This window comes from Ruegeria sp. AB5, from assembly GCF_056542645.1.
This window is the reverse complement of the sequence record NZ_JBQGAE010000001.1, coordinates 770899-791122: the sequence shown is the minus strand read 5'-3', so window position 1 is coordinate 791122 and position 20224 is coordinate 770899. Positions and strand designations below refer to the sequence as shown.

Below are 20224 nucleotides of genomic sequence, written 5' to 3'. Positions count from 1 at the left end.
GTCACGCGCCCGCCCGCGTAACCTCGGCTGATGACGTCCGAAACGCGCTCTGGCTGGTCCAAACTGGCACGACACTTTCGCGGCGCCCCCCTTGGGTGGCGTCTGCGCGTCGCTGTCATAATCCTGCTTTTGGCCGCTGTAGCAACGGTTTGGGTGACCAACCGGCTGCTGACCGACAGGTTCACTGAATCAACCCGCAATCGCGCCGAACTGCGGCTGGCGCTGTATTCGGGCAACCTGCTCAGCGAACTGCGCCGCAATTCTATTGTGCCGCAATTGCTGTCGCGTGATCCAACGCTGATTTCGGCCCTGCAATCCAGTGATTTTACCTTGTCGACCCAGCGATTGATCTCGTTCGTGGAAGAGATCGGCGCGGCGTCACTGATGTTGTTGGACAATGATGGCCGGTCGGTGGCTGCCACGGATCGAAACAGGTTGGGTGAAGCCCACAGAAGTTCGCCCTATTTCGTCGATGCCATCCGCTCGAACGCCACCATATTCACGGTCGATCCCAGAGAGTCGGGCGGGTACAGCTTTGTCTATTCCCGGCGGATTGAGGCCAATTCCGAGATTCTGGGCGTTATCGTTGTCGAGGTGGACCTACAGAAGTTCGAACGAGCCTGGGCCGGGATTTCAGACGCTGTTATGGTGGTGGACAGCACGGGTTCGATCATTTTGTCGACCGAACCGCAATGGCGCGGGCTGGATGAGGGCGCGGCCATGCTGCGACAGCCGCCGCAAGGTGCGATTCAGCGCGCGATCCGGGCCACTACGGACTGGACGGCTCTGCCGCCGGACGCCTACCTGCAGGGCGAGGCGGTGATGCGGATGGAAACACGTATCCCGTTCCGCGGCTGGCAGATGACCTCGTTCACCACCTATGCGTCGATCCGCGAAAAGGTGAACAGCGTTCTGGCGCTCGAAATCATGGGATTTGCGATTCTTCTCGCGGTGGCCTTCTATGCCCTTAGCCGTCGCGCGGCGTCGCGTGTGGTCCTGTTCCAGCGCGAGTCGGCAGAGCTTCGCGCATTGAACGCAAGGCTACAGCGGGAAATTGCTGAGCGGGAACGGGTTGAAAAGACGCTGGATTTGGCCGAGCAGACGCTTGCCCAAAGCTCGAAACTGGCGGCCTTGGGTGAGATGTCGGCAGCTGTCAGTCACGAGTTGAATCAACCACTGGCTGCAATGAAAACCTACCTGGCAGGCGCGCGTCTTTTGCTGCGTCGCAACAGGCCGGAAGAAGCGCTGGCCAGCTTTGGTCGGATTGATGGGCTGATTGAGCGGATGGGGGCCATCACCCGCCAGCTCAAATCCTATGCCCGCAAGGGGGCAGATGCGTTTTCGCCCGTAAATCTTGGGGAAGCACTGGCTTCGAGCCTGTCGATGATGGAGCCTCAACTGCGGCAGCGGCATGTAAAGATCACTCAGATCCTGCCGGAAGAACCCGTGATGGCGATGGGCGACCGGATGCGGATCGAACAGGTCATGGTGAACCTCTTGCGCAATGCGCTGGATGCCACCAAATCTGTGCAGGAGCCGGATGTTGAAATCATTCTGGCCGCAGGCGACATGGCGGTGCTGACTGTACGGGACAATGGGCACGGGATCACCGACATCGAAAACCTGTTCGAGCCGTTCTATACCACCAAACAGCCCGGTGACGGGGTGGGACTGGGGCTTGCCATCTCGTCCGGGATCGTGAACGACCATGGCGGACGGCTGACCGCGCGCAACGGCCAAAAGGGCGGCGCGGTGTTCGAGATGCAACTGCCGATTTTGGGAAGCGACGGCCTTGAGGCCGCTGAATAACGAGGAAAAAATATGGCACAGGCCATGAAAATTGCCATTGTGGATGACGAACAGGACATGCGCCAATCGATCAGCCAATGGCTGGCACTGTCGGGATACGACACCGAAACCTTTGCCAGCGCCGAGGACGCGCTGAAGGTACTGGGGCCGGACTACCCGGGGATCGTGATCTCGGACATCAAGATGCCGGGCATGGATGGCATTCAACTGCTGAAAAAGCTGATGGGGGCCGATAGCACTCTGCCGGTGATCATGATCACCGGTCACGGTGATGTGCCCATGGCGGTCGAGGCGATGCGCGTTGGCGCATTTGATTTCCTTGAAAAACCGTTCAACCCGGATCGTATGTCGGAACTGGCCAAACGGGCCAGCAATGCCCGCCGTCTGACGCTGGACAACCGGGCACTGCGGCGCGAGTTGTCGGGTGGTACGCAGATCATGAACAAACTGATCGGTGCCAGCCCGGTGATGGAGCGTCTGCGCGAAGATATCCTTGATTTGGGACAGGCCGACGGCCATGTGCTGATCGATGGCGAGACGGGCACCGGAAAAACGCTGGTGGCGCACGCTTTGCATGCGGTGGGCAGCCGGGCTGGCAAGAAATTCGTTCTGGTTTCCTGCGCAGCGCTGGAAGAAGAAGTGCTGTCCAAGCGCCTGTTCGGCCCGATGATGCCCGAGGATGCGCAACTGCCTGCGATCGAAGAAGCCCGTGGCGGGACACTGGTTCTGGAAGATGTCGAGGCGCTGAGCGACACGCTGCAAGCGCGGCTTTTGAGTGTGATGAACGAACAGGGCACCCCGGCGGAAACGCGGATTGTGGCAATCTCGAACCTGCAGGAAGCGGGCAAAACCTCTGAGGACGTGCTGCGCCCGGACCTGTTCTATCGTCTGGCTGCCCTGCGTATCACCATGCCGCCGCTGCGCCAGCGCGGCGAGGACATCCTGACGCTGTTCACCCGCCTCAGCGAGCAGTTCGCCGAGGAATATGGCTGTGACGCCCCTCAGGTCAGCGCACAGGAAGCCGCACAGCTGTTGCAGGCCCCGTGGCCGGGCAATGTGCGGCAACTGATCAACATCGCCGAGCGCGCGGTGCTTCAATCACGGCGCGGGTCAGGGACGATTGCATCCTTGCTGATGTCCGATCACGAGGAAATGCAGCCGGTGATGACCACCGAGGGCAAACCTCTAAAGGAATACGTGGAAGCGTTCGAGCGGATGCTGATCGACAACACGATGCGGCGCCACAAGGGCTCGATCGCGTCTGTGATGGATGAGCTTTGCCTGCCGCGCCGGACCCTGAACGAGAAGATGGCCAAATACGGTCTGCAAAGGTCGGACTATCTTTGATGTCTGACCAATCGGTATAACCTGCGCCACAGGGTCTCCGGCTTTTGTCAATCTGGCCGGAGACGGGTCCATTGTCGCTGGACCGGCAAGGTGCGATGTGTTTTTGGGCAGTCTTAGTAACATTTTAACCTGTTCAGTGAGAAACCTGTTATACTTCCATCACTTACTGTTGAAGCGATTGGAAACCCCGGTGGTGTGGTCTTAGGTGTCGATCAGTACATTGGACCGCCTCGGCCCGCATGACGCGCCAATACGCTTGGTTTGGAGACGCGTATGAAATCTATTTCGGCCCTCATTGTCAGTGTGACGATGACGTTGGCCAGTCCAGTAATTGCTGAGGACTGGACCGGGGCCTATGCGGGTTTCAGCTTTGGGTATGTGGATGCTGACGGGTCTGATGGGGCAAGTGGCAGCGATGCAACTTTTGGCCCGCATGTGGGATATGACCACGATTTCGGGTCCTTCGTACTTGGTGGCGAACTGGAATATAACCGGCTGTCTTTGAACCTGGGTCAGGATCAGGGCAGTCTGGACGGCATAGCACGATTGAAACTGCGCGGCGGGTACGATTTCGGCGCGGCCCTGGGCTATGTGGTTGTCGGGGCGGCACGGGTGGACTCTTCGGTCGAGAATGACACTGCGGCAGTGTACGGCATCGGTGTGGCTTATCCCATTGGCGAGAATTTTGTGATCAGCGGTGAGGCGTTGCGGCAGGATTTCGACGATGTCACCCGCTCGGGGGGCGGACTGGACACAAACGTTTTTAACCTGCGTACAACCTTCCGCTTCTGATCATCGGTCTCCGGCGGCGCGTCGTTCCGCCAGTTCCTTTGCAAACTTGCATACCGTTCTCAGCGCGCCGACAAAACGGTCGTCATCAATGGTCATTGCCACGCGCACATGGCCCGCTGCGGCCGAGCCAAAGCTTTCTCCGGGCATGACGGCAATGGCATGCGTATCCAGAAGGGCATTTGCAAAGCCTTCGCCCGTCCGTCCGGTCGCACGGATATCCAACATCAGGTACATCGCCCCCTGTGACGGAACCAGGGTCAATAGGTTTTGTTCGGCCAGAACTTCTTTGGCCAAAGCGCGGCGGCGACGGAACGGAGCGGATATCCTGTCTTCCAACGCAGAGCCCGCGGTCAAAGCAAAACTGGCCGCGTCCTGAATGAAGCCGGGCACGCCATAGGTGGTGTGTGTCGCCAAATTGATCAGATGCTCGATCACGTCTTTCGGGGCAACAACCCAACCGCAGCGTGACCCGGTCATGGCATGGGATTTGGACATCGACCCTATCACAAGTGTCTGCGCTGCCATGCCGGGCAGGGCGCGGGGCGAGACGTGGACGCCGTCCCAGACCTGTGTGTCATAGACCTCATCCGAGATCAGCCAAAGATCGCGCCGGGCGCACAGTTCCGCAATGTCATCCAAAGTTTTTTGAGAATAGACCACGCCCGTTGGGTTGTTGGGTGTATTGATAAGCAAAGAAACAGCACCGTCGGCAACCGCATCGATCGAGGCGGCGCGGGGTTGAAAAGCATCGTCGGCCGAGGTTTGAACCGCTCGGGCGATGGCACCGACGCCGCGGATCGTGCCTGGGTAGGTCGCATAGTACGGGTCGAGAAACAGCCCCACATCACCTGGATCGCAGACCGCGACATGGGCGGCAAACAGGGCCGATTGTCCCCCGGGTGTGATCAGAACATTATCTCGGGTCGTTGGCACGCCGGTCCGTGTCTGGACCCGCGCTGCCACAGTGTCGCGCAGTAGATCCGTGCCGGGAACAACGGCGTAACCGGTGTGGCCGGACCGGGCCGAGCGTTCCATGGCGTCGAGAATCGACGCATCGGTTCCGATGTCGTGTTCACCGATGGTCAGTTCAGTCACTGCGCGCCCTTCGCTGATCATGCGCCGCGCACGATAGAACACATCCCATCCGTCACTGCCTTTGCCGGTGATCTGCGTGATGCGTTGTGACAGTTTCATCGCTTTGCCCCTGCTGGTCTGTCCGCAGACAGGGGCAGAGCCATCAATGATTGTCAATCAGGGGCTCGGGGGAAGCGTGGCCTGCAGCTTTTTCGTCAGGGACGCGCGCACCAGATCGTATGAGACGGACAGCCTGTGCCGCATTTCCTGCTCATCCGCGTCAAATGGCAGGCGGACCCAACTGCGATGAAAATACGGGGCTTTCGCCCCCACGCCCGCGTCGATCAGCATTTGCGCTGTCTCGGCATCCGGTGTCTTGACCGAAACACCATCATTGGCGATCCCGATACAGGCAAACATTTTGCCGCCGATTTTCCACGCATCATGCCCGCCACCCCACGGGTCCGACCATTCGGCCCCCGGCAGGGCGCGGCATATCGAGTTGACGAAGTCCCGGCTCATACCGGTACAGTGCCGGGGACGCCGGGCGAACTCAAGCCTTGGCTTGGCGCGCGCCACATGCTAAGCCGGAGCCATGAACCGGATGACCTGCATCATTATCTGCTGCATTTCCTGCTGAATTCTCAAGCGGGCCGGTTTCTTTCGTTTTCATCCCTGAGACAAGTTGCTAAGCCCGCGCCAACGCGCCAGCTGTAGGAGCCCAAGCGATGACGACGATCAAGCTGCACAATACACGGACACGGGCGAAGGAAGACTTTGCGCCGATCGATTCCGAAAACGTGCGGATGTATGTCTGTGGACCCACCGTGTATGACCGGGCCCATCTTGGCAACGCGCGTCCTGTGGTTGTGTTCGATGTGCTCTACAGGGTGCTGCGCCATGTTTATGGCGCGGATCATGTCACGTATGTGCGAAACTTCACCGACGTGGATGACAAGATCAACGCAACCGCTTTGTCGCGCAAACAGGCCGGGGCCGAAGGCACGTTGGAGCAACTGGTGCAGGAGCGCTCGGACGAGACCATCGGCTGGTATCTGAACGACATGGGAGCGCTTGGGGCGCTCCAACCCAACCAGATGCCGCGCGCGACCGAGTATATTGCACAGATGGTCGAGATGATTGAAGACCTGATCGAAAAGGGTCACGCTTATGTTGCGGAAGGTCACGTGTTATTTTCGGTGGATACGTGGAAAAGCGACTATGGCAAGCTTTCGGGCCGATCGGTGGATGACATGATCGCCGGCGCACGGGTCGAGGTGGCACCTTACAAGAAGAACCCGATGGATTTTGTGCTGTGGAAGCCATCGACGGATGAGCTTCCGGGATGGGACTCGCCCTGGGGGCGGGGGCGTCCGGGCTGGCATATCGAATGCTCGGCGATGAGCTATGAGCTGTTGGGGGCAAGCTTTGACATCCATGGTGGCGGCAATGACCTGATGTTCCCGCACCATGAGAATGAGATCGCACAAAGCTGCTGCGCCCATCCCGAAGGTGAATTTGCACGGGTTTGGCTGCACAATGAGATGTTGCAGGTCGAAGGCAAGAAGATGTCCAAATCTCTGGGCAATTTCTTCACCGTGCATGATCTGTTGGAACAAGGCGTACCCGGCGAAGTGATCCGGTTTGTCTTTCTGCAGACCCATTTTCGCAAGCCGATGGATTGGACCGAGAAAAAGGCGCGCGAGGCTGAGGCAACGCTGCGCAAGTGGCGGGCGCTGACAGCGGGCATCGAACCCGCCGCCAGCGCGGCACCCTCGGTTGTCGAGGCGCTGGCGGATGACCTGAATACGGCGGGTGCCATAGCCGAGTTGCACCGATTGGCTGCGGATGGGAATGCCGCTGTCTTGTTGGCGAGTGCGCAGCTTCTTGGTCTGATGACCGAAGAAATGGGGGCCTGGGCGGACAGCGCCAAGGTGGACCTGACCGCGCATGCCGAGCGTCTGGCAAGCGCGCGGTCCGAGGCAATGCAGAACAAGGACTTCTCGGAAGTGGATCGTTTGAAATCTGCCTATATTGCAGCAGGTCTGGAAGTGCGGATGAGCAAAGAGGGTGTCGAACTGGTTCCCGGCACCGGGTTTGACGCGGCAAAGCTGGAAAACGTGCAATGACCAAGGAACGGCTCTACCTCTACGACACGACCCTGCGTGACGGCCAGCAGACGCAAGGCGTACAGTTCTCGACCTCTGAGAAAGTGCAGATTGCGCAGGCGCTGGATACTCTCGGCGTGGACTATATCGAAGGGGGGTGGCCCGGAGCGAACCCGACCGATAGCGCGTTTTTTGAAGCGGCGCCGAAAACCGCTGCCCGGCTTACGGCGTTTGGAATGACAAAACGGTCGGGACGGTCGGCAGAGAACGATGATGTGTTGGCGGCAGTGATGAATGCGGGCACGCAGGCGGTGTGCCTAGTGGGCAAGTCGCATGACTATCACGTGACCCACGCGCTTGGCATCTCACTGGCCGAAAATGTCGAGAATGTCCGCGCCTCGGTCGCGCATCTGGTGGCGCAAGGGCGCGAGGCGTTGTTCGATGCCGAGCATTTTTTTGATGGCTACAAGGACAACCCCGAATACGCGACGGATGTTTGCCGCGCGGCGCTTGAGGCTGGCGCCCGCTGGGTGGTGTTGTGTGACACCAATGGGGGGGCTTTGCCCGCCGAAGTCGGCCGCATCGTCGAAAAACTGATTGCGGCAGGACTGCCGGGGGATCGTTTGGGCATCCACACCCATAACGACACAGAGAATGCGGTGGCCTGTTCGCTGGCCGCCGTCGATGCCGGCGCGCGCCAGATACAGGGGACATTGAACGGATTGGGAGAGCGTTGCGGCAATGCGAACCTGACGTCTCTGATCCCGACCTTGCTGTTGAAAGAGCCCTATGCCGCGCAATTCGAAATTGGCGTCGACCCCGCGGCGCTGGCCGGTTTGACGCGGATCAGCCGGATGCTGGACGACATTCTGAACCGGGTGCCGAGCAAACAGTCGGCCTATGTTGGGGCCTCGGCCTTTGCGCACAAGGCCGGGTTGCATGCCAGCGCAATTCTCAAGGACCCTTCGACCTACGAACATGTTGATCCGGCAACCGTCGGCAACGCGCGCATCATTCCGATGTCGAACCAGGCGGGGCAATCGAACCTGCGCAAACGTCTGACCGAGGCTGGGCTGATCGTGGAAAAAGGCGATCCGGCATTGGGGCGGATTCTGGATCGGATCAAACAGCGCGAGGCTGAGGGGTATTCCTACGATACGGCACAGGCCAGTTTCGAACTGCTTGCCCGGGAAGAATTGGGTCAACTGCCCGCGTTTTTTGAGGTCAAACGCTACAAGGTCACGGTCGAGCGACGCAAGAACAAGTACAACAACATGGTCAGCCTGTCCGAGGCGGTCGTGGTGGTAAAGGTCGATGGTGAAAAGAAGCTGTCGGTGAGCGAATCTCTGGATGAAGATGGCAGCGACCGGGGGCCGGTGAACGCACTGGCCAAGGCGCTGGCCAAGGATCTGGGGCAGTATTCGCAGATCCTGGCCGATATGCGGCTGGTGGATTTCAAGGTTCGGATCACTCAGGGCGGCACCGAGGCGGTCACGCGTGTTATCATCGACAGCGAAGACGGGCAGGGCCGGCGGTGGTCGACCGTTGGCGTGAGTGCGAACATAGTGGACGCCTCGTTCGAAGCGCTGCTGGATGCGATTCAGTGGAAACTTGTACGCGACTGCGGACCCCGGAAGGCAGTTGCAGAGTGAAAAGGGCATTGGACGCGGACGTCAATGCCTGCGCGGCCCTCGTTCAAAAGGCTGACCCGGATCGGTTTCTTGCCGCAATGGCATCGCCGGTCGAGGCGCGGGCTGTTCTGTTTCCGATTTACGCGCTGAATGTCGAGATCGCCCGCGCGCCCTGGGTGACGCATGAACCGATGATCGCAGAAATGCGCCTGCAATGGTGGCGCGATGCGTTGCAGGAGATTGCGCAAGGCTCCACTGTGCGACGGCATGAGGTTGTGACACCCTTGTCCCGTGTCCTGTCATCTCATCTGGCCGAGATGCTGGACGCGTATGTTGCGGTGCGCCGGTGGGACATCTATCGCGAACCTTTTGAGGATCAGGATCATTTCGATGCCTACATCACGCACAGTTCCGGTACGCTTCTGGTGGCTGCGGCGCAGACCCTGGGTGTTGCAGATGAGGATGTGTTGCGTGATTTTGGATATGGCGTGGGCATAGCAAACTGGTTCCGCGCAATCCCCGAGCTTGAAGCACGCGGACGTATTCCCTTGCTGGATGGCACGCCAGAGGCCGTGCAAGCGCTGGCGCAAGCGGCGTTGGATCGAATGATCAAGGCCCGGTCCAGGCGTGCCGCTGTATCGGATGCGGCCTGCCCGGCACTTTTTGTCGGATGGCAGGCCGAGTGGGTTTTGAAACAGGTGATCGCCCGCCCGGACCGGGTTGCAGCTGGCATGTTGAGTCAGGGTGAGGCGCGGCGGCGGGTGTCTCTGATGTGGACCGCCGCGACAGGTCGTTGGTGATCAGGCCCGCTCGGGGTCAGCGGGTCTGAGAACCAGCCACAAAAGTGCGCCGCCTGCCAGGGAAAGCAACGGGATCATGGCAAGGTTCACCGCTGTCCAGCCTTCAGCTGCAGATCCGCCGGAACAATTCATCAACCCACCCGAGGCCAGCGACGCAAGAGTGACGCCGCCGAACACCAGCAAGTCATTAAGGCCCTGCATCCGGCCACGCTCGTGCACATCGTGCGAGTCGGCCAGCATTGAGGTCGCGCCGATAAAGCCAAAATTCCAGCCGACGCCCAGCAGGATAAGGGCGATGAAGAAGTTGCCCAGATCAACACCTTGCAGGGCGACAACTCCGGCCCCGGCCAGGATGACAAGACCAAGAGCAACGATTTTCTCAACCCCAAACCGTGCGATCAGGTGACCGGTGAAAAAGCTGGGGACATACATGGCAAGCACGTGACTGGTAACTACATCTGCCGCATCATTGGCCGAGAACCCGCATCCGACAACAGCCAGTGGGGTCGATGTCATCACAAGATTCATCAAGGCGTAGGACACCATGGCGCAGATGATTGCCACTGCGATGCGGGGGGTTTTCAACAATTCCAGACGCGTTCTGCCTTTGGGCGCGTCTGCGGTCGGTTTTGGCGGCGTCGGAATGTCGAGAAAGATGAACAGGGCCGACCCGATGACATTTACCGCAATCACCGCGAGGTAGGTGCCAAGAAAGGGAATCACATAGGCCTGCGAAGTCAGTTTGACGATCTGCGGTCCGATGATAGCGGCGGCCAGACCGCCGGCCATGACATAGGAAATCGCCTTGGGTCGAAACGTGTCCGAGGCGGTGTCGGCGGCAGCGAACCGATAGAACCCGTGTGCGCTCATGTAGATGCCGGTCAGCAGGCTGCCGATCAGGAAGATCGGGAATGACCCGAGAAAAAGGCCGTAGGCGCCGACCAGACCACCAAGTGCGCCAGCTGTTGCGCCGACCAGAAATCCGGCGCGGCGGCCCCAGCGTTGCATGATGCCCGAGATTGGCGTGGCGGCCAGCATCGACCCCAGAACGATCAGTGAAATCGGCAAGGTGGCGAGGCATGGATTGCTGGCCAAAGACTGTCCGGCCAGCCCGCCCACGATGAAGATCATCGGCATCTGCGCGCCCAGAATCGATTGCGCCGCGACCAGAACCGCAACATTGCGTTTGGCCTGCGAGTCGTCCGGGGTGGCTGTGGTCATCGTCATGCGCCCATGCGTATCGGTGAACGCACTGGCATACAAGCGACTTGCATATGCGACATATCCACCTAACGTGCCACCGATATTGCAAAGCAGAGAACCCATGATCGTAGGACGCATCATTGAAACACCCCAGTGCGTGGTGGAAGGCGCCGAGTGGCTGGCTGAGGCTTGCCCCCGCATGGCTTATGCGATGGAACAAACCGGTCCGCTGCCTTTGCGGCGCAAACCCGACGGCTTTGCGCAACTGCTGAGCGCGATTGTAAGCCAGCAGGTCAGTGTGGCCTCGGCCAATGCGATCTGGAAGCGGATGCAGGACGCGAAACTGACAGGCCCGCGCAAGATCATGTGGGCCAGTGATGATGATCTGCGGGCTGTCGGGTTGAGTCGTCAAAAAATCCGCTACGCCCGTGCCCTGGCCGAGGCACGCATTGATTACAAGGCGTTACGCGATGCAGCTGATGCGGATGTTATCGCGACTCTGACGCAGGTTCCGGGCATCGGCGTGTGGACCGCCGAGATTTACGCCATGTTCTCACTGGGTCGCGCGGATGTGATCGCACCGGGCGATCTGGCCCTGCAAGAGGCCGCGCGGGTGCTCTACGATTTGCCCAAACGTCCAACCGACAAAGAGCTGCGCCAGATGGCCGAGGCCTGGTCGCCATGGCGCTCGGTTGCGGCGCGGGTGCTGTGGGCCTATTACCGGGTGGCCAAGAAAAGAGAAGGGATCAGATGACACGGGTTTTGAACGCGCTCAGGAAAGAGCCGGTTTCGGGCGATACACGCTCGGTCGTGGTGTTCGTGCATGGCTACGGCGCCAACGGGGCCGATCTGCTGGGTCTTGCCGACCCGCTGGGCGAACATCTGCCGGACACGCTGTTTGTTGCCCCCGACGCGCCCGAACAGATTCCCGGAATGCCCAACGGGTTCCAGTGGTTTCCGATCCCGTGGATTGATGGCTCATCCGAGGAAGAGGCACACCGGGGGATGGAAATGGCGGTCGAAGACTTTAACGCCTTTCTCGACGCTTTGATGGTGGATGAAGATGTGCTGCCCGAACAGGTTGTTCTGTTCGGTTTTTCGCAGGGCACAATGATGAGCCTGCATGTGGCCCCGCGCCGCGAAGATCCGGTGGCGGGTATTGTCGCCATCTCGGGCCGATTGTTGGAGCCCGATTTGCTGCCTGATGAAGTGATCAGCCGGATGCCCATTCTGCTGATCCATGGCGATGCGGATGACGTGGTACCTCCGCAATCGCTGCCAGAGGCCGCCGAGGCCCTGCAAGCCGCAGATTTCAAAGAGGTTTACGCGCATGTGATGAAAGGCACAGGCCACGGCATCGCGCCGGATGGTCTGAGTGTTGCGCTGGCCTTCATGCGCGACAAGCTGAGTCTCTGATCCATGATCGCCGTCCGCCCAATGATGCGCGAGGATGTGGCGCAGGCTTGCCACATCCTGAACGACATCATTGCAGCTGGTGGCACAACTGCGTTTGAAATCCCGTTCTCCGAGGCTTTGTTTGCGCAAAGTTATCTGGACGGGACCGACAAGGTTTGCTGTGTTGTCGCGTTGGACGACACGGGCGAGGTCGCCGGGTTTCAATGGCTAGGTACACATGAGGCGTTGCCCGAGGACTGCGTCGATATCGCCACCTTCACCCGCCGCAACCCGGTGCTGCGCGGGGCAGGGCGTGCCTTGTTCCAAGAAACGACCGCGCAGGCGCGGGCCTTGGGGTTCAACGCGATCAATGCAACCATTCGTGCGGACAATGCGTTGGGTCTCAGCTACTACGACAAGATGGGTTTCCGCGACTATTCCGTCAGCTATGGCGTCAAACTGCGAGACGGCACACCGGTCAATCGGATTTCAAAGCGGTTCAACCTGCGCTAGTCCCACAAATGTCCTTCGGCAAATTCGACCGAGTTGCCTGAGGGGTCGCGCACATACAAAGATCGGGCGCCGCTTGGCCAGTCGAACTCGGCGTCGATGGGGATGTTCCAGTCCAGCAGGTGTTTACGCATGACCGCGATGTCCTCGCGGGGCAGAACCAGACAGACATGCCCCGGACCGCGCGCACCGTGGGGCGGGACCGGAAGATCGGGGTTAAGCGGCGGTTGTTCTGTTTGATCCGGGTTGAACAGCAACAGAACCGACCCGCCGATCCGAAAGAACACATGCCGGTCTTCGATGCGTTGGATGCGCTCCAGCCCCAGCAACTCGCCGTAGAATCGCTCGGCGGCGTCCAGGTCATCCACATATAGCGCAGCCTCCAGAATGGCTGACGGGGCCGGTATGCCGGGTGTGATTTTCATGTGACCAGTGTAACAGAAGGCCCCGGTGGCTGTCACCGCCGTGCACGTCGGTCGCGTTTGCGCTGCGGGCTGGTGTTCAGGGTTGGCAGCGGCAGACTGTCCCATTGGCCCGGGTCCAGTTCGTCAAGCGTCCAGTCGCCGATGCGATAGCGGATCAGGCGCAGTGTGGGCAGTCCAACAGCCGCTGTCATTCGGCGCACCTGTCGATTCTTGCCCTCGCGGAGCGTCAGTTCGATCCAACTGTCAGGCACGCTTTTTCGTTCGCGGATCGGAGGGGTGCGGGGCCAAAGGCCGTCCGGTTCATCAATCTGTCGCACCTTTGCCGGGCGGGTCAGGCCGTCTTTCAGGTCAACGCCATCGCGGAGCGTCTTTAGGGCGGCAGCATCCGGTTCGCCTTCGACCTGAACCCAATAGGTTTTGGCCATCTTGTGTTTCGGGTCGGAAATCTGCGCCTGCAGCCGGCCATGATCGGTCAACAGCATCAACCCTTCGCTGTCGCGATCCAGCCGTCCCGCCGGATAGACGCCCGGCAGATCGATAAAGTCAGACAGGGTGCGGCGAGGTGACTCTGCCTGCGCGCGGTCCGTGAACTGGGGCAGCACGTCAAAGGGTTTGTTGAATCGAATGAACCACGTCATGTCTTCGCCATAGCCTGCAAAACGCGCTGTTTGCAACCTGTGGATAACTGTCACGTGTCTGTTACGGATTCGGCTTACCCAATCTGCGACATATTGTGGAAACTCAGGGCTTGTCAGAGTTTTACCACGATATATAGTCATCAAAAGACCGGAGCGGGTGCTCTCCGCTCTGGTGTCACAAACGGGCAGCTGAGAGCGAGGAGCGATTCTGTGATGGACGGAGATTTCAGGACCGAATTTGTAAGAGAGCCCGGTATGCTCAAGCAGCATCCGGCCCTGGTTTTGAACGCAGACTACCGCCCCTTGTCCTATTACCCGCTGTCGCTGTGGCCTTGGCAGGAGGCGATCAAAGCGGCCTGGCTCGACAGGGTCGATATCGTGGCCGAGTATGACGAGGTTGTCCGAAGCCCGAGTACCGAGATACGAATACCGTCGGTCGTTGTCCTGAAAGACTATGTAAAACCCAGAAAGCGCGTGGCCTTCACGCGCTTTAATTTATTTCTGAGGGATGAATTCCGCTGCCAGTATTGCGGCAGTCGCGACAACCTGACCTTTGACCATGTGGTGCCGCGAGCGGCTGGCGGGGTGACCAGTTGGCAAAACGTTGTGGCGGCGTGTAGCCCGTGCAATCTGAAAAAGGGGTCCAAATCACTGCGTCGGGCGGGAATGACATTGCGCAAGCCTCCGCGTCAGCCAGATGCCGAAGCCCTACGCAATATTGGTCGGAAGTTCCCCCCCAACCACTTGCACGACAGTTGGATCGACTTCCTCTACTGGGATGCGGAACTGGACGAAGCCTAGGCCTTCGCCCGCCAGGCTGCGATCCAGATCAGTGCCAGAAGGGTCGAAAGAACGGCATTCCATCCTGCCATGGACAGGCCCAGCATCTGCCACGGGATTTCATCGCAGCGTACCAGCGGAGCGGACATGATCTGGTTCATCAGCTCTTGCGCAGAAAGCCCGCCAATATCGCCCGAGGTACAGCTTGACGGGCCCTCCCACCAACCTTGTTCCACACCGGCGTGAAACGCGCCTATGGACGCGGTCACCAGTGTTGCGACAGCGCCCAGCAAGGGCAAGAATTGCAGGGCAGGGAGCAGGAGCGCCAATATTCCGATCACCGCAGCCACGCCATGGGGGTAACGCTGCCAGATACACATCTTGCAGGGTGCAAGTTCGCCCAGATGCTGAAACCCATAGGCGCCCAGCAACAAAGCAATCGACCCTGCCGTCGCCAAGGCCACCAATGTTGAACGTTTTGTCATAGGTATCGCACCGCCAAAAAGCCACCGAACAGCAAGATGATGAACAGTGTGAACATCAGACCCAGTCGTTTTTCAATAAACCCCCTTATCGGCTCGCCAAAACCCCAGAGCAGACCGGCGACCAGAAAAAAGCGCAGCGCACGGGCCAGAATCGATGTTGCGATGAAGGTGCCCAGCGGCATGCCCGTCCAGCCCGACATGATGGTGATGACCTTGTAGGGAAAGGGGGTTACTCCGGCAGCAAGCACGGCCCAAAAGCCGAAATCATTGAAACGCGTGTTGAATTCTTCCATCGCGTGACCTTTGCCCATTGCTTCGAGAATGGGTTGTCCGATGCTTTCATAGGCGAAGGCCCCGATGGCATACCCCAACATGCCGCCCAAAACCGACGCCACCAATGCGACGCTTGCGATCAGCCACGCGCGTGAGGGGCGGGCCAGAATCATCGGGATCATCAGTACATCCGGCGGGATCGGAAAGAACGAGCTTTCGACAAAAGCGACGATCGCCAGCGCCCAGAGAGCATGAGGGTGCTCGGCCAGTCGAATGGTCCAGTCGTACAGGGATCGCAGCATTGCACACTCGGTTTTGTATCAAAGGTCGTGCAAGCCAAACCATGTGCCCGCAGAAGGGTCAACCGCCGCTGGCAAAACAATCCGCACGTGAGATGGTTTTTGCCTCTGGACCTTCCCGCGCTTGAAGGCTAATCCAATGTGAGTGGCCCAAGTGGCGGAATGGTAGACGCAGGGGATTCAAAATCCCCCGCCTTCACGGGCGTGAGAGTTCGAGTCTCTCCTTGGGCACCAAATAATCCGCAAATCTCGACATCAAATCCGGCCATGGCAGTACGCCCTGTGCGTAGGGCTCGGTATCGGACCCAGCGGGGAAAGATACGAAATCAACGTCAAATCTGAGGCTACGCACCACACAACGATACGCTGGCCTTGACATTCCGGGTGTCTGAATGAAACCTCGAAAACGTTGGGAGACATTGGAAAATCTAAATCGCTGACCCTGTTGCACAGCGGATCGAACTGACCTATCGGCGCGATCCCTGATGCGGGGACATCAGCCTTTTCCCGCCCACACAATAAAAATGGGAGTTCTTAAATGAAAAACAGCAGCAAGCTTAGCCTCGGCGCATTTGTGACCGCTGCCATGATGGCTCCGGCGGCCTATGCCGAAGAGTTCATCACCATCGGTACCGGCGGTGTGACTGGCGTGTATTACCCGACGGGGGGCGCAATCTGTCGTCTGGTGAACAAAGGCCGCAAGGAACATGGCGTGCGTTGCTCGGTCGAATCGACAGGTGGCTCGGTCTACAACATCAACACCATTCGTGAAGGCGAACTGGAATTTGGTGTGGCGCAGTCTGACTGGCAGTACCATGCCTATAACGGCAGCTCGAAATTCGAAGAGGCGGGGCCGTTTGAAAACCTGCGCGCCGTCTTCTCGGTTCACCCCGAGCCGTTCACCGTTGTGGCACGTGCTGATTCCGGTATTGCCAATTTCGAAGACCTCAAAGGCAAACGGGTCAACATCGGCAACCCCGGTTCCGGTCAGCGCGGCACCATGGAGGTTTTGCTGTCCGAGATGGGGTGGAGCACGGACGATTTCGAACTGGCGACCGAGTTGAAGGCGGCTGAACAGTCGGCAGCTCTGTGTGACAACCAGATTGACGCGATGGTCTACACCGTTGGTCACCCCTCGGGTTCGATCCAGGAAGCGACCACGGCTTGCGATTCCGTTCTGGTGAACGTCAGCGGCGACGCGGTCGACAAGCTGGTCAATGACAACTCCTTCTACCGTACGGCAACCATTCCAGGTGGCATGTACCGTGGTTCGGATGGTGACACCGCGACCTTTGGTGTCGGCGCGACCTTCGTGACGTCCGCAGACGTGTCGGACGACGCGGTTTACGCGGTTGTCAGCTCGGTCTTTGAAAACTTCGACGACTTCAAGAAGTTGCACCCGGCATTTGCCAACCTAAAGCCCGAAGAGATGATCGCGGATGGCCTGTCGGCTCCGCTGCATCCGGGCGCCGAGAAGTACTACAAAGAAAAAGGCTGGGTTCAGTAAACCAGACCTGACGATGCAGGGCGCCTTTGGGCGCTCTGCCACCCAAACCCGTGCAAAACGGGTGAATGACAAGGCCGAAAAAGGCCATGACGGGGAGAAATTGCATGAGTTCCGACACACAATCCAATCGTCCACTGTCCGAAGAAGAGCTGCAGGAACTTGTGGCCTCGTCCGATGCGGGTGGGCGTAACCCGGTCGGCAATGTCGGCATTTTTCTGGCTGTTGTGGCAGCGATCTGGTCGATTTTTCAAGTGGTTCTGGCTTCACCTTTGGCTAACTACGTATTGCCCGGCAGCATCGTGAACAACGCGCGTCAGTTTCATCTGGCCTTTGCAATGTTTTTGGCTTTTGCCGCCTATCCGGCTCTGAAGACCAGCCCCCGGGGCTACATCCCTGTTCAAGACTGGATCATGGGGCTTTTGGGTGCGTTTGTCGCGCTTTACGGCTATTTCTTCTACCAAAAGATCGTCGATGCAGGGGGTCTTGCAGACGATACGGACAAATGGGTCGCGCTGGTCGGCTTGTTGCTGTTGTTCGAGGCCGCGCGTCGCGCGCTGGGGCCTGCAATGGCGATCATTGCCACGATTTTTCTTGTCTATGTGTTCTTCGGCTCGTCCGAATGGGTGCCCGAGGTTATTCGATGGAAGGGCGCAAGCCTGAAGAAGGCGATGAGCCATATGTGGATCACCTCCGAAGGTGTGTTCGGCATCGCGCTTGGCGTGTCTACGAAATTCGTGTTCCTCTTTGTGCTGTTCGGGGCATTGCTCGATAAGGCCGGGGCCGGGAACTATTTCATCAAGATGGCCTTTGGCGCGCTGGGTCACTTGCGCGGTGGTCCGGCAAAGGCCGCTGTTGTCGGTTCGGCTGCAACCGGCCTGATCTCGGGCTCGTCCATCGCCAACGTTGTAACCACCGGAACCTTTACCATTCCGTTGATGAAACGTGTCGGGTTCAGCAGCGAACAGGCCGGTTCGGTCGAGGTCGCGTCTTCGGTCAACGGTCAGATCATGCCGCCGGTGATGGGGGCCGCAGCCTTCCTGATGGTGGAATATGTGGGCATCTCTTATGTCGAGGTGATCACCCACGCCTTCCTGCCCGCAGCGATTTCCTACATCGCGCTGGTCTATATCGTTCACCTTGAAGCCGTGAAGCGGAACATGCCCACGTTGGGCGACCGCGACGTGCATCTGGCGCGGACGGTTGTCGGGATGCTGTCCTTCTTCCTCGTCTTTGCCGGGCTGTGCTATGGCTCGCAATTCCCGGTCGAGGCGGTAACACGCTGGGTGCCCACAGCTGCAGGTTTGATCCTCAGCCTTGTGGTCTGCGCGATCTATGTTGTGTTGCTGTATCTGGCGGCTCAGGTCCCGGATCTGGAGCCTGATGACCCGAATGCCAAAGAGGTCACGCTGCCGGTGATCGCCGACATCTACAAGGCTGGCCTGCATTACCTGCTGCCGATCATCGTGTTGGTCTACTTCCTGATGATCGAACAGAAATCGCCAGGCTTGTCGGCCTTCTGGGCGACCACTCTGCTGTTCGTGATCCTGCTGACACAGAAGCCGCTCAAGGCGATCTTCCGAGGTGAAAGCGAAGTCTATAACCGCTTTATCGACGGAGTTGCCGATCTGTGGCAGGGCCTGATCGACGGGGCGCGGAACATGATCGGCATCGCGCTGGCGACGGCCACAGCAGGCGTGATCGTGGGGACCGTGACCCTGACCGGTGTGGGCCAGGTGATGGCCGATCTGGTCGAGTTCCTGTCAGGTGGAAACCTGATCCTGATGCTGATCATGGTCGGTATCCTCAGCCTGATCCTGGGCATGGGCCTGCCGACCACAGCGAACTATATTGTTGTCAGCTCGCTGATGGCCGGTGTGGTCGTTGAACTGGGCGCGCAGAGCGGGCTGATCGTGCCGTTGATCGCGGTGCACCTGTTCGTGTTCTACTTTGGCATCATGGCGGACGTGACACCGCCCGTGGGCCTCGCGAGTTTTGCGGCGGCAGCTGTTTCGGGCGGCGATGCGATCAAGACGGGTTTCACCGCGTTCTTCTACAGCCTGCGGACCGTGGCGTTGCCGTTTGTGTTCATCTTCAACACAGACCTGCTGTTGATCGATGTCACCTGGGTCGAAGGCATAATCGTCGCCATATTCGCGACCATAGCCATCCTTGTCTTCACCGCCGGAACGATGGGCTATTTCCTGACCCACAGCCGTATTTATGAAAGTATTGCGCTGATCTTTGTGGCCTTTGCTCTGTTCCGGCCGGACTTTTTCATGGATCGGATCGCGCCTCCGTTCCAGTCTGTCGAACCGGCCGCGTTTGAAGAGACGATTGGACAGACACCTCCGGGTACTGAAGTGCGGCTGGTGGTTGCTGGACCGGACTTCGACACGCTGGAGATGGTTGATACAACAGTTGTTGTCACGGTGGGCGAGGAAGAGGGCGGCGCAGCCCGGCTTGATGCGATGGGTCTGTTGCTGATCCCCGAAGATGGTCTGATGAAGCTGGAAGAGCCGATGTTTGGCTCGCCGGTTGCGGATGATCTGGATATCTTCGACTACTATGGTGACGATGCGGTCCGCCTGACCGAGGTCAGCCTGCCATCCAGCCAGCCACCCAAGCAACTGATCTACATCCCGGCGATGCTGCTGCTGGGGCTGATTGCCTTTATGCAACGCGGTCGTGCCGCCAGACAGGAAGAGGTGCCTGCATGACACAATCTGTTCTTTGCGCCGTTGACATCAGCAACGGAGATCTGGACGCCCCGGTTCTGAAACAGGCAGCCGCTTTGGCGGATTTGGACAGCGCCCAACTGGATGTCGTGACCGTTCTGCCGGATTTCGGGGAAAGCTGGGTGTCGGGCTTTTTCGAGCCTGACTACCATGACAAAGCGCTAGAAGAGGCCCAGGAAAAGCTGACGGCGCTTTGCATTGCGACATTGGGGGCTGAGCGCAACGCTTCGATCCGCCATGTCGTCGCAACCGGTTCGGCTTATCAAGAGATTCTGAAAACCGCCGACAGCGCCGGGTCCGATCTGATTGTCATCGGGGCGCATAAGCCGGATTTCAAAGACTATCTGCTGGGTCCAAACGCCTCGCGCGTGGTCCGTCATTCGACTGTTTCGGTCTATGTCGTGCGCTAGGGT

General features: G+C 59.1%; 20 protein-coding genes and 1 tRNA gene. 14 read left to right on the top strand and 7 right to left on the bottom strand.

Annotated features, from left to right (window positions below; genetic code table 11):
• Positions 1–30: 30 nt before the first annotated feature.
• The 3 genes from ACR0L4_RS03995 (at position 31) to ACR0L4_RS03985 (ending at position 3948) form a co-directional block, all read left to right on the top strand.
• Positions 31–1809, top strand: coding sequence for an ATP-binding protein (locus ACR0L4_RS03995; RefSeq protein WP_170748989.1), 1779 nt, complete (start codon positions 31–33; stop codon positions 1807–1809).
• Positions 1810–1821: 12 nt separating this feature from the next.
• Positions 1822–3156 carry a sigma-54-dependent transcriptional regulator gene (locus ACR0L4_RS03990; protein ID WP_170373631.1) on the top strand — a complete coding sequence of 445 codons (1335 nt, stop codon included), beginning with the start codon at positions 1822–1824 and terminating at the stop codon, positions 3154–3156.
• Between the two features lie 273 nt (positions 3157–3429).
• Positions 3430–3948 (top strand): outer membrane protein, encoded by a 519-nt coding sequence (locus ACR0L4_RS03985; protein ID WP_480510740.1) that lies wholly within the window; start codon positions 3430–3432, stop codon positions 3946–3948.
• Here ACR0L4_RS03985 and ACR0L4_RS03980 read toward each other — a convergent pair whose 3' ends face one another.
• Both ACR0L4_RS03980 and ACR0L4_RS03975 read right to left on the bottom strand, forming a co-directional pair.
• Positions 3949–5142 (bottom strand): pyridoxal phosphate-dependent aminotransferase, encoded by a 1194-nt coding sequence (locus ACR0L4_RS03980; RefSeq protein WP_480510738.1) that lies wholly within the window; start codon positions 5140–5142, stop codon positions 3949–3951.
• A gap of 57 nt (positions 5143–5199) precedes the next feature.
• Positions 5200–5544: an MmcQ/YjbR family DNA-binding protein gene (locus ACR0L4_RS03975; RefSeq protein ID WP_480510736.1), complete on the bottom strand. Its 345-nt coding sequence runs from the start codon at positions 5542–5544 to the stop codon at positions 5200–5202.
• Between the two features lie 206 nt (positions 5545–5750).
• Here ACR0L4_RS03975 and cysS point away from each other — a divergent pair, with 206 nt between their 5' ends.
• The 3 genes from cysS to ACR0L4_RS03960 are packed head-to-tail and all read left to right on the top strand — an operon-like array spanning position 5751 to position 9561.
• Positions 5751–7151, top strand: a complete 1401-nt coding sequence (gene cysS, locus ACR0L4_RS03970) for a cysteine--tRNA ligase (RefSeq protein WP_480510734.1) — start codon at positions 5751–5753, stop codon at positions 7149–7151.
• Positions 7148–8782 carry a citramalate synthase gene (gene cimA, locus ACR0L4_RS03965; protein ID WP_170748984.1) on the top strand — a complete coding sequence of 545 codons (1635 nt, stop codon included), beginning with the start codon at positions 7148–7150 and terminating at the stop codon, positions 8780–8782. Before cysS ends, cimA begins: the two co-directional genes overlap by 4 nt.
• Positions 8779–9561 (top strand): squalene/phytoene synthase family protein, encoded by a 783-nt coding sequence (locus ACR0L4_RS03960; RefSeq protein ID WP_170748983.1) that lies wholly within the window; start codon positions 8779–8781, stop codon positions 9559–9561. The genes cimA and ACR0L4_RS03960 overlap by 4 nt, the downstream gene beginning before the upstream one ends.
• Here the strand turns inward: ACR0L4_RS03960 and ACR0L4_RS03955 are convergent, their stop codons facing one another.
• Entirely contained in the window at positions 9562–10788 is a 1227-nt protein-coding gene (locus ACR0L4_RS03955; protein WP_480511142.1) for an MFS transporter, read from the bottom strand.
• A gap of 97 nt (positions 10789–10885) precedes the next feature.
• Between ACR0L4_RS03955 and ACR0L4_RS03950 the strand changes: the two genes are divergently transcribed.
• The 3 genes from ACR0L4_RS03950 to ACR0L4_RS03940 are packed head-to-tail and all read left to right on the top strand — an operon-like array spanning position 10886 to position 12672.
• Positions 10886–11518, top strand: coding sequence for a DNA-3-methyladenine glycosylase family protein (locus ACR0L4_RS03950; protein WP_480510732.1), 633 nt, complete (start codon positions 10886–10888; stop codon positions 11516–11518).
• On the top strand, positions 11515–12180 hold the full coding sequence (locus ACR0L4_RS03945; protein ID WP_170748980.1) for an alpha/beta fold hydrolase: 666 nt from the start codon (positions 11515–11517) through the stop codon (positions 12178–12180). The genes ACR0L4_RS03950 and ACR0L4_RS03945 overlap by 4 nt, the downstream gene beginning before the upstream one ends.
• A 3-nt stretch (positions 12181–12183) precedes the next feature.
• Positions 12184–12672: a GNAT family N-acetyltransferase gene (locus tag ACR0L4_RS03940; protein ID WP_170748979.1), complete on the top strand. Its 489-nt coding sequence runs from the start codon at positions 12184–12186 to the stop codon at positions 12670–12672.
• Here the strand turns inward: ACR0L4_RS03940 and ACR0L4_RS03935 are convergent.
• Both ACR0L4_RS03935 and ACR0L4_RS03930 read right to left on the bottom strand, forming a co-directional pair.
• Complete coding sequence (locus ACR0L4_RS03935; RefSeq protein WP_480510729.1) at positions 12669–13094, bottom strand: VOC family protein; 426 nt, start codon at positions 13092–13094, stop codon at positions 12669–12671. The genes ACR0L4_RS03940 and ACR0L4_RS03935 overlap by 4 nt on opposite strands.
• A 32-nt stretch (positions 13095–13126) precedes the next feature.
• Positions 13127–13732 (bottom strand): rRNA large subunit pseudouridine synthase E, encoded by a 606-nt coding sequence (locus ACR0L4_RS03930; protein ID WP_480510727.1) that lies wholly within the window; start codon positions 13730–13732, stop codon positions 13127–13129.
• Between the two features lie 213 nt (positions 13733–13945).
• Between ACR0L4_RS03930 and ACR0L4_RS03925 the strand changes: the two genes are divergently transcribed.
• A complete protein-coding gene (locus ACR0L4_RS03925) occupies positions 13946–14533 on the top strand; it encodes an HNH endonuclease (protein WP_170748976.1) in 588 nt (195 codons plus the stop codon).
• Here ACR0L4_RS03925 and ACR0L4_RS03920 read toward each other — a convergent pair.
• Positions 14530–14997: a disulfide bond formation protein B gene (locus ACR0L4_RS03920; RefSeq protein WP_480510725.1), complete on the bottom strand. Its 468-nt coding sequence runs from the start codon at positions 14995–14997 to the stop codon at positions 14530–14532. The genes ACR0L4_RS03925 and ACR0L4_RS03920 overlap by 4 nt on opposite strands.
• Positions 14994–15572, bottom strand: a complete 579-nt coding sequence (locus ACR0L4_RS03915; protein WP_170748974.1) for a YqaA family protein — start codon at positions 15570–15572, stop codon at positions 14994–14996. The genes ACR0L4_RS03920 and ACR0L4_RS03915 overlap by 4 nt, the downstream gene beginning before the upstream one ends.
• A 145-nt stretch (positions 15573–15717) precedes the next feature.
• On the opposite strand from ACR0L4_RS03915, the gene ACR0L4_RS03910 reads away from it, so the two are divergent.
• From ACR0L4_RS03910 to ACR0L4_RS03895, 4 genes are all read left to right on the top strand, one after another.
• Positions 15718–15803, top strand: a tRNA-Leu gene (locus tag ACR0L4_RS03910).
• 304 nt (positions 15804–16107) lie between these two features.
• Positions 16108–17076, top strand: coding sequence for a TAXI family TRAP transporter solute-binding subunit (locus tag ACR0L4_RS03905; protein ID WP_170748973.1), 969 nt, complete (start codon positions 16108–16110; stop codon positions 17074–17076).
• Between the two features lie 104 nt (positions 17077–17180).
• Positions 17181–19793 carry a TRAP transporter permease gene (locus tag ACR0L4_RS03900; RefSeq protein WP_480510722.1) on the top strand — a complete coding sequence of 871 codons (2613 nt, stop codon included), beginning with the start codon at positions 17181–17183 and terminating at the stop codon, positions 19791–19793.
• A complete protein-coding gene (locus ACR0L4_RS03895; RefSeq protein ID WP_170748971.1) occupies positions 19790–20221 on the top strand; it encodes a universal stress protein in 432 nt (143 codons plus the stop codon). The genes ACR0L4_RS03900 and ACR0L4_RS03895 overlap by 4 nt, the downstream gene beginning before the upstream one ends.
• Positions 20222–20224: the final 3 nt, after the last annotated feature.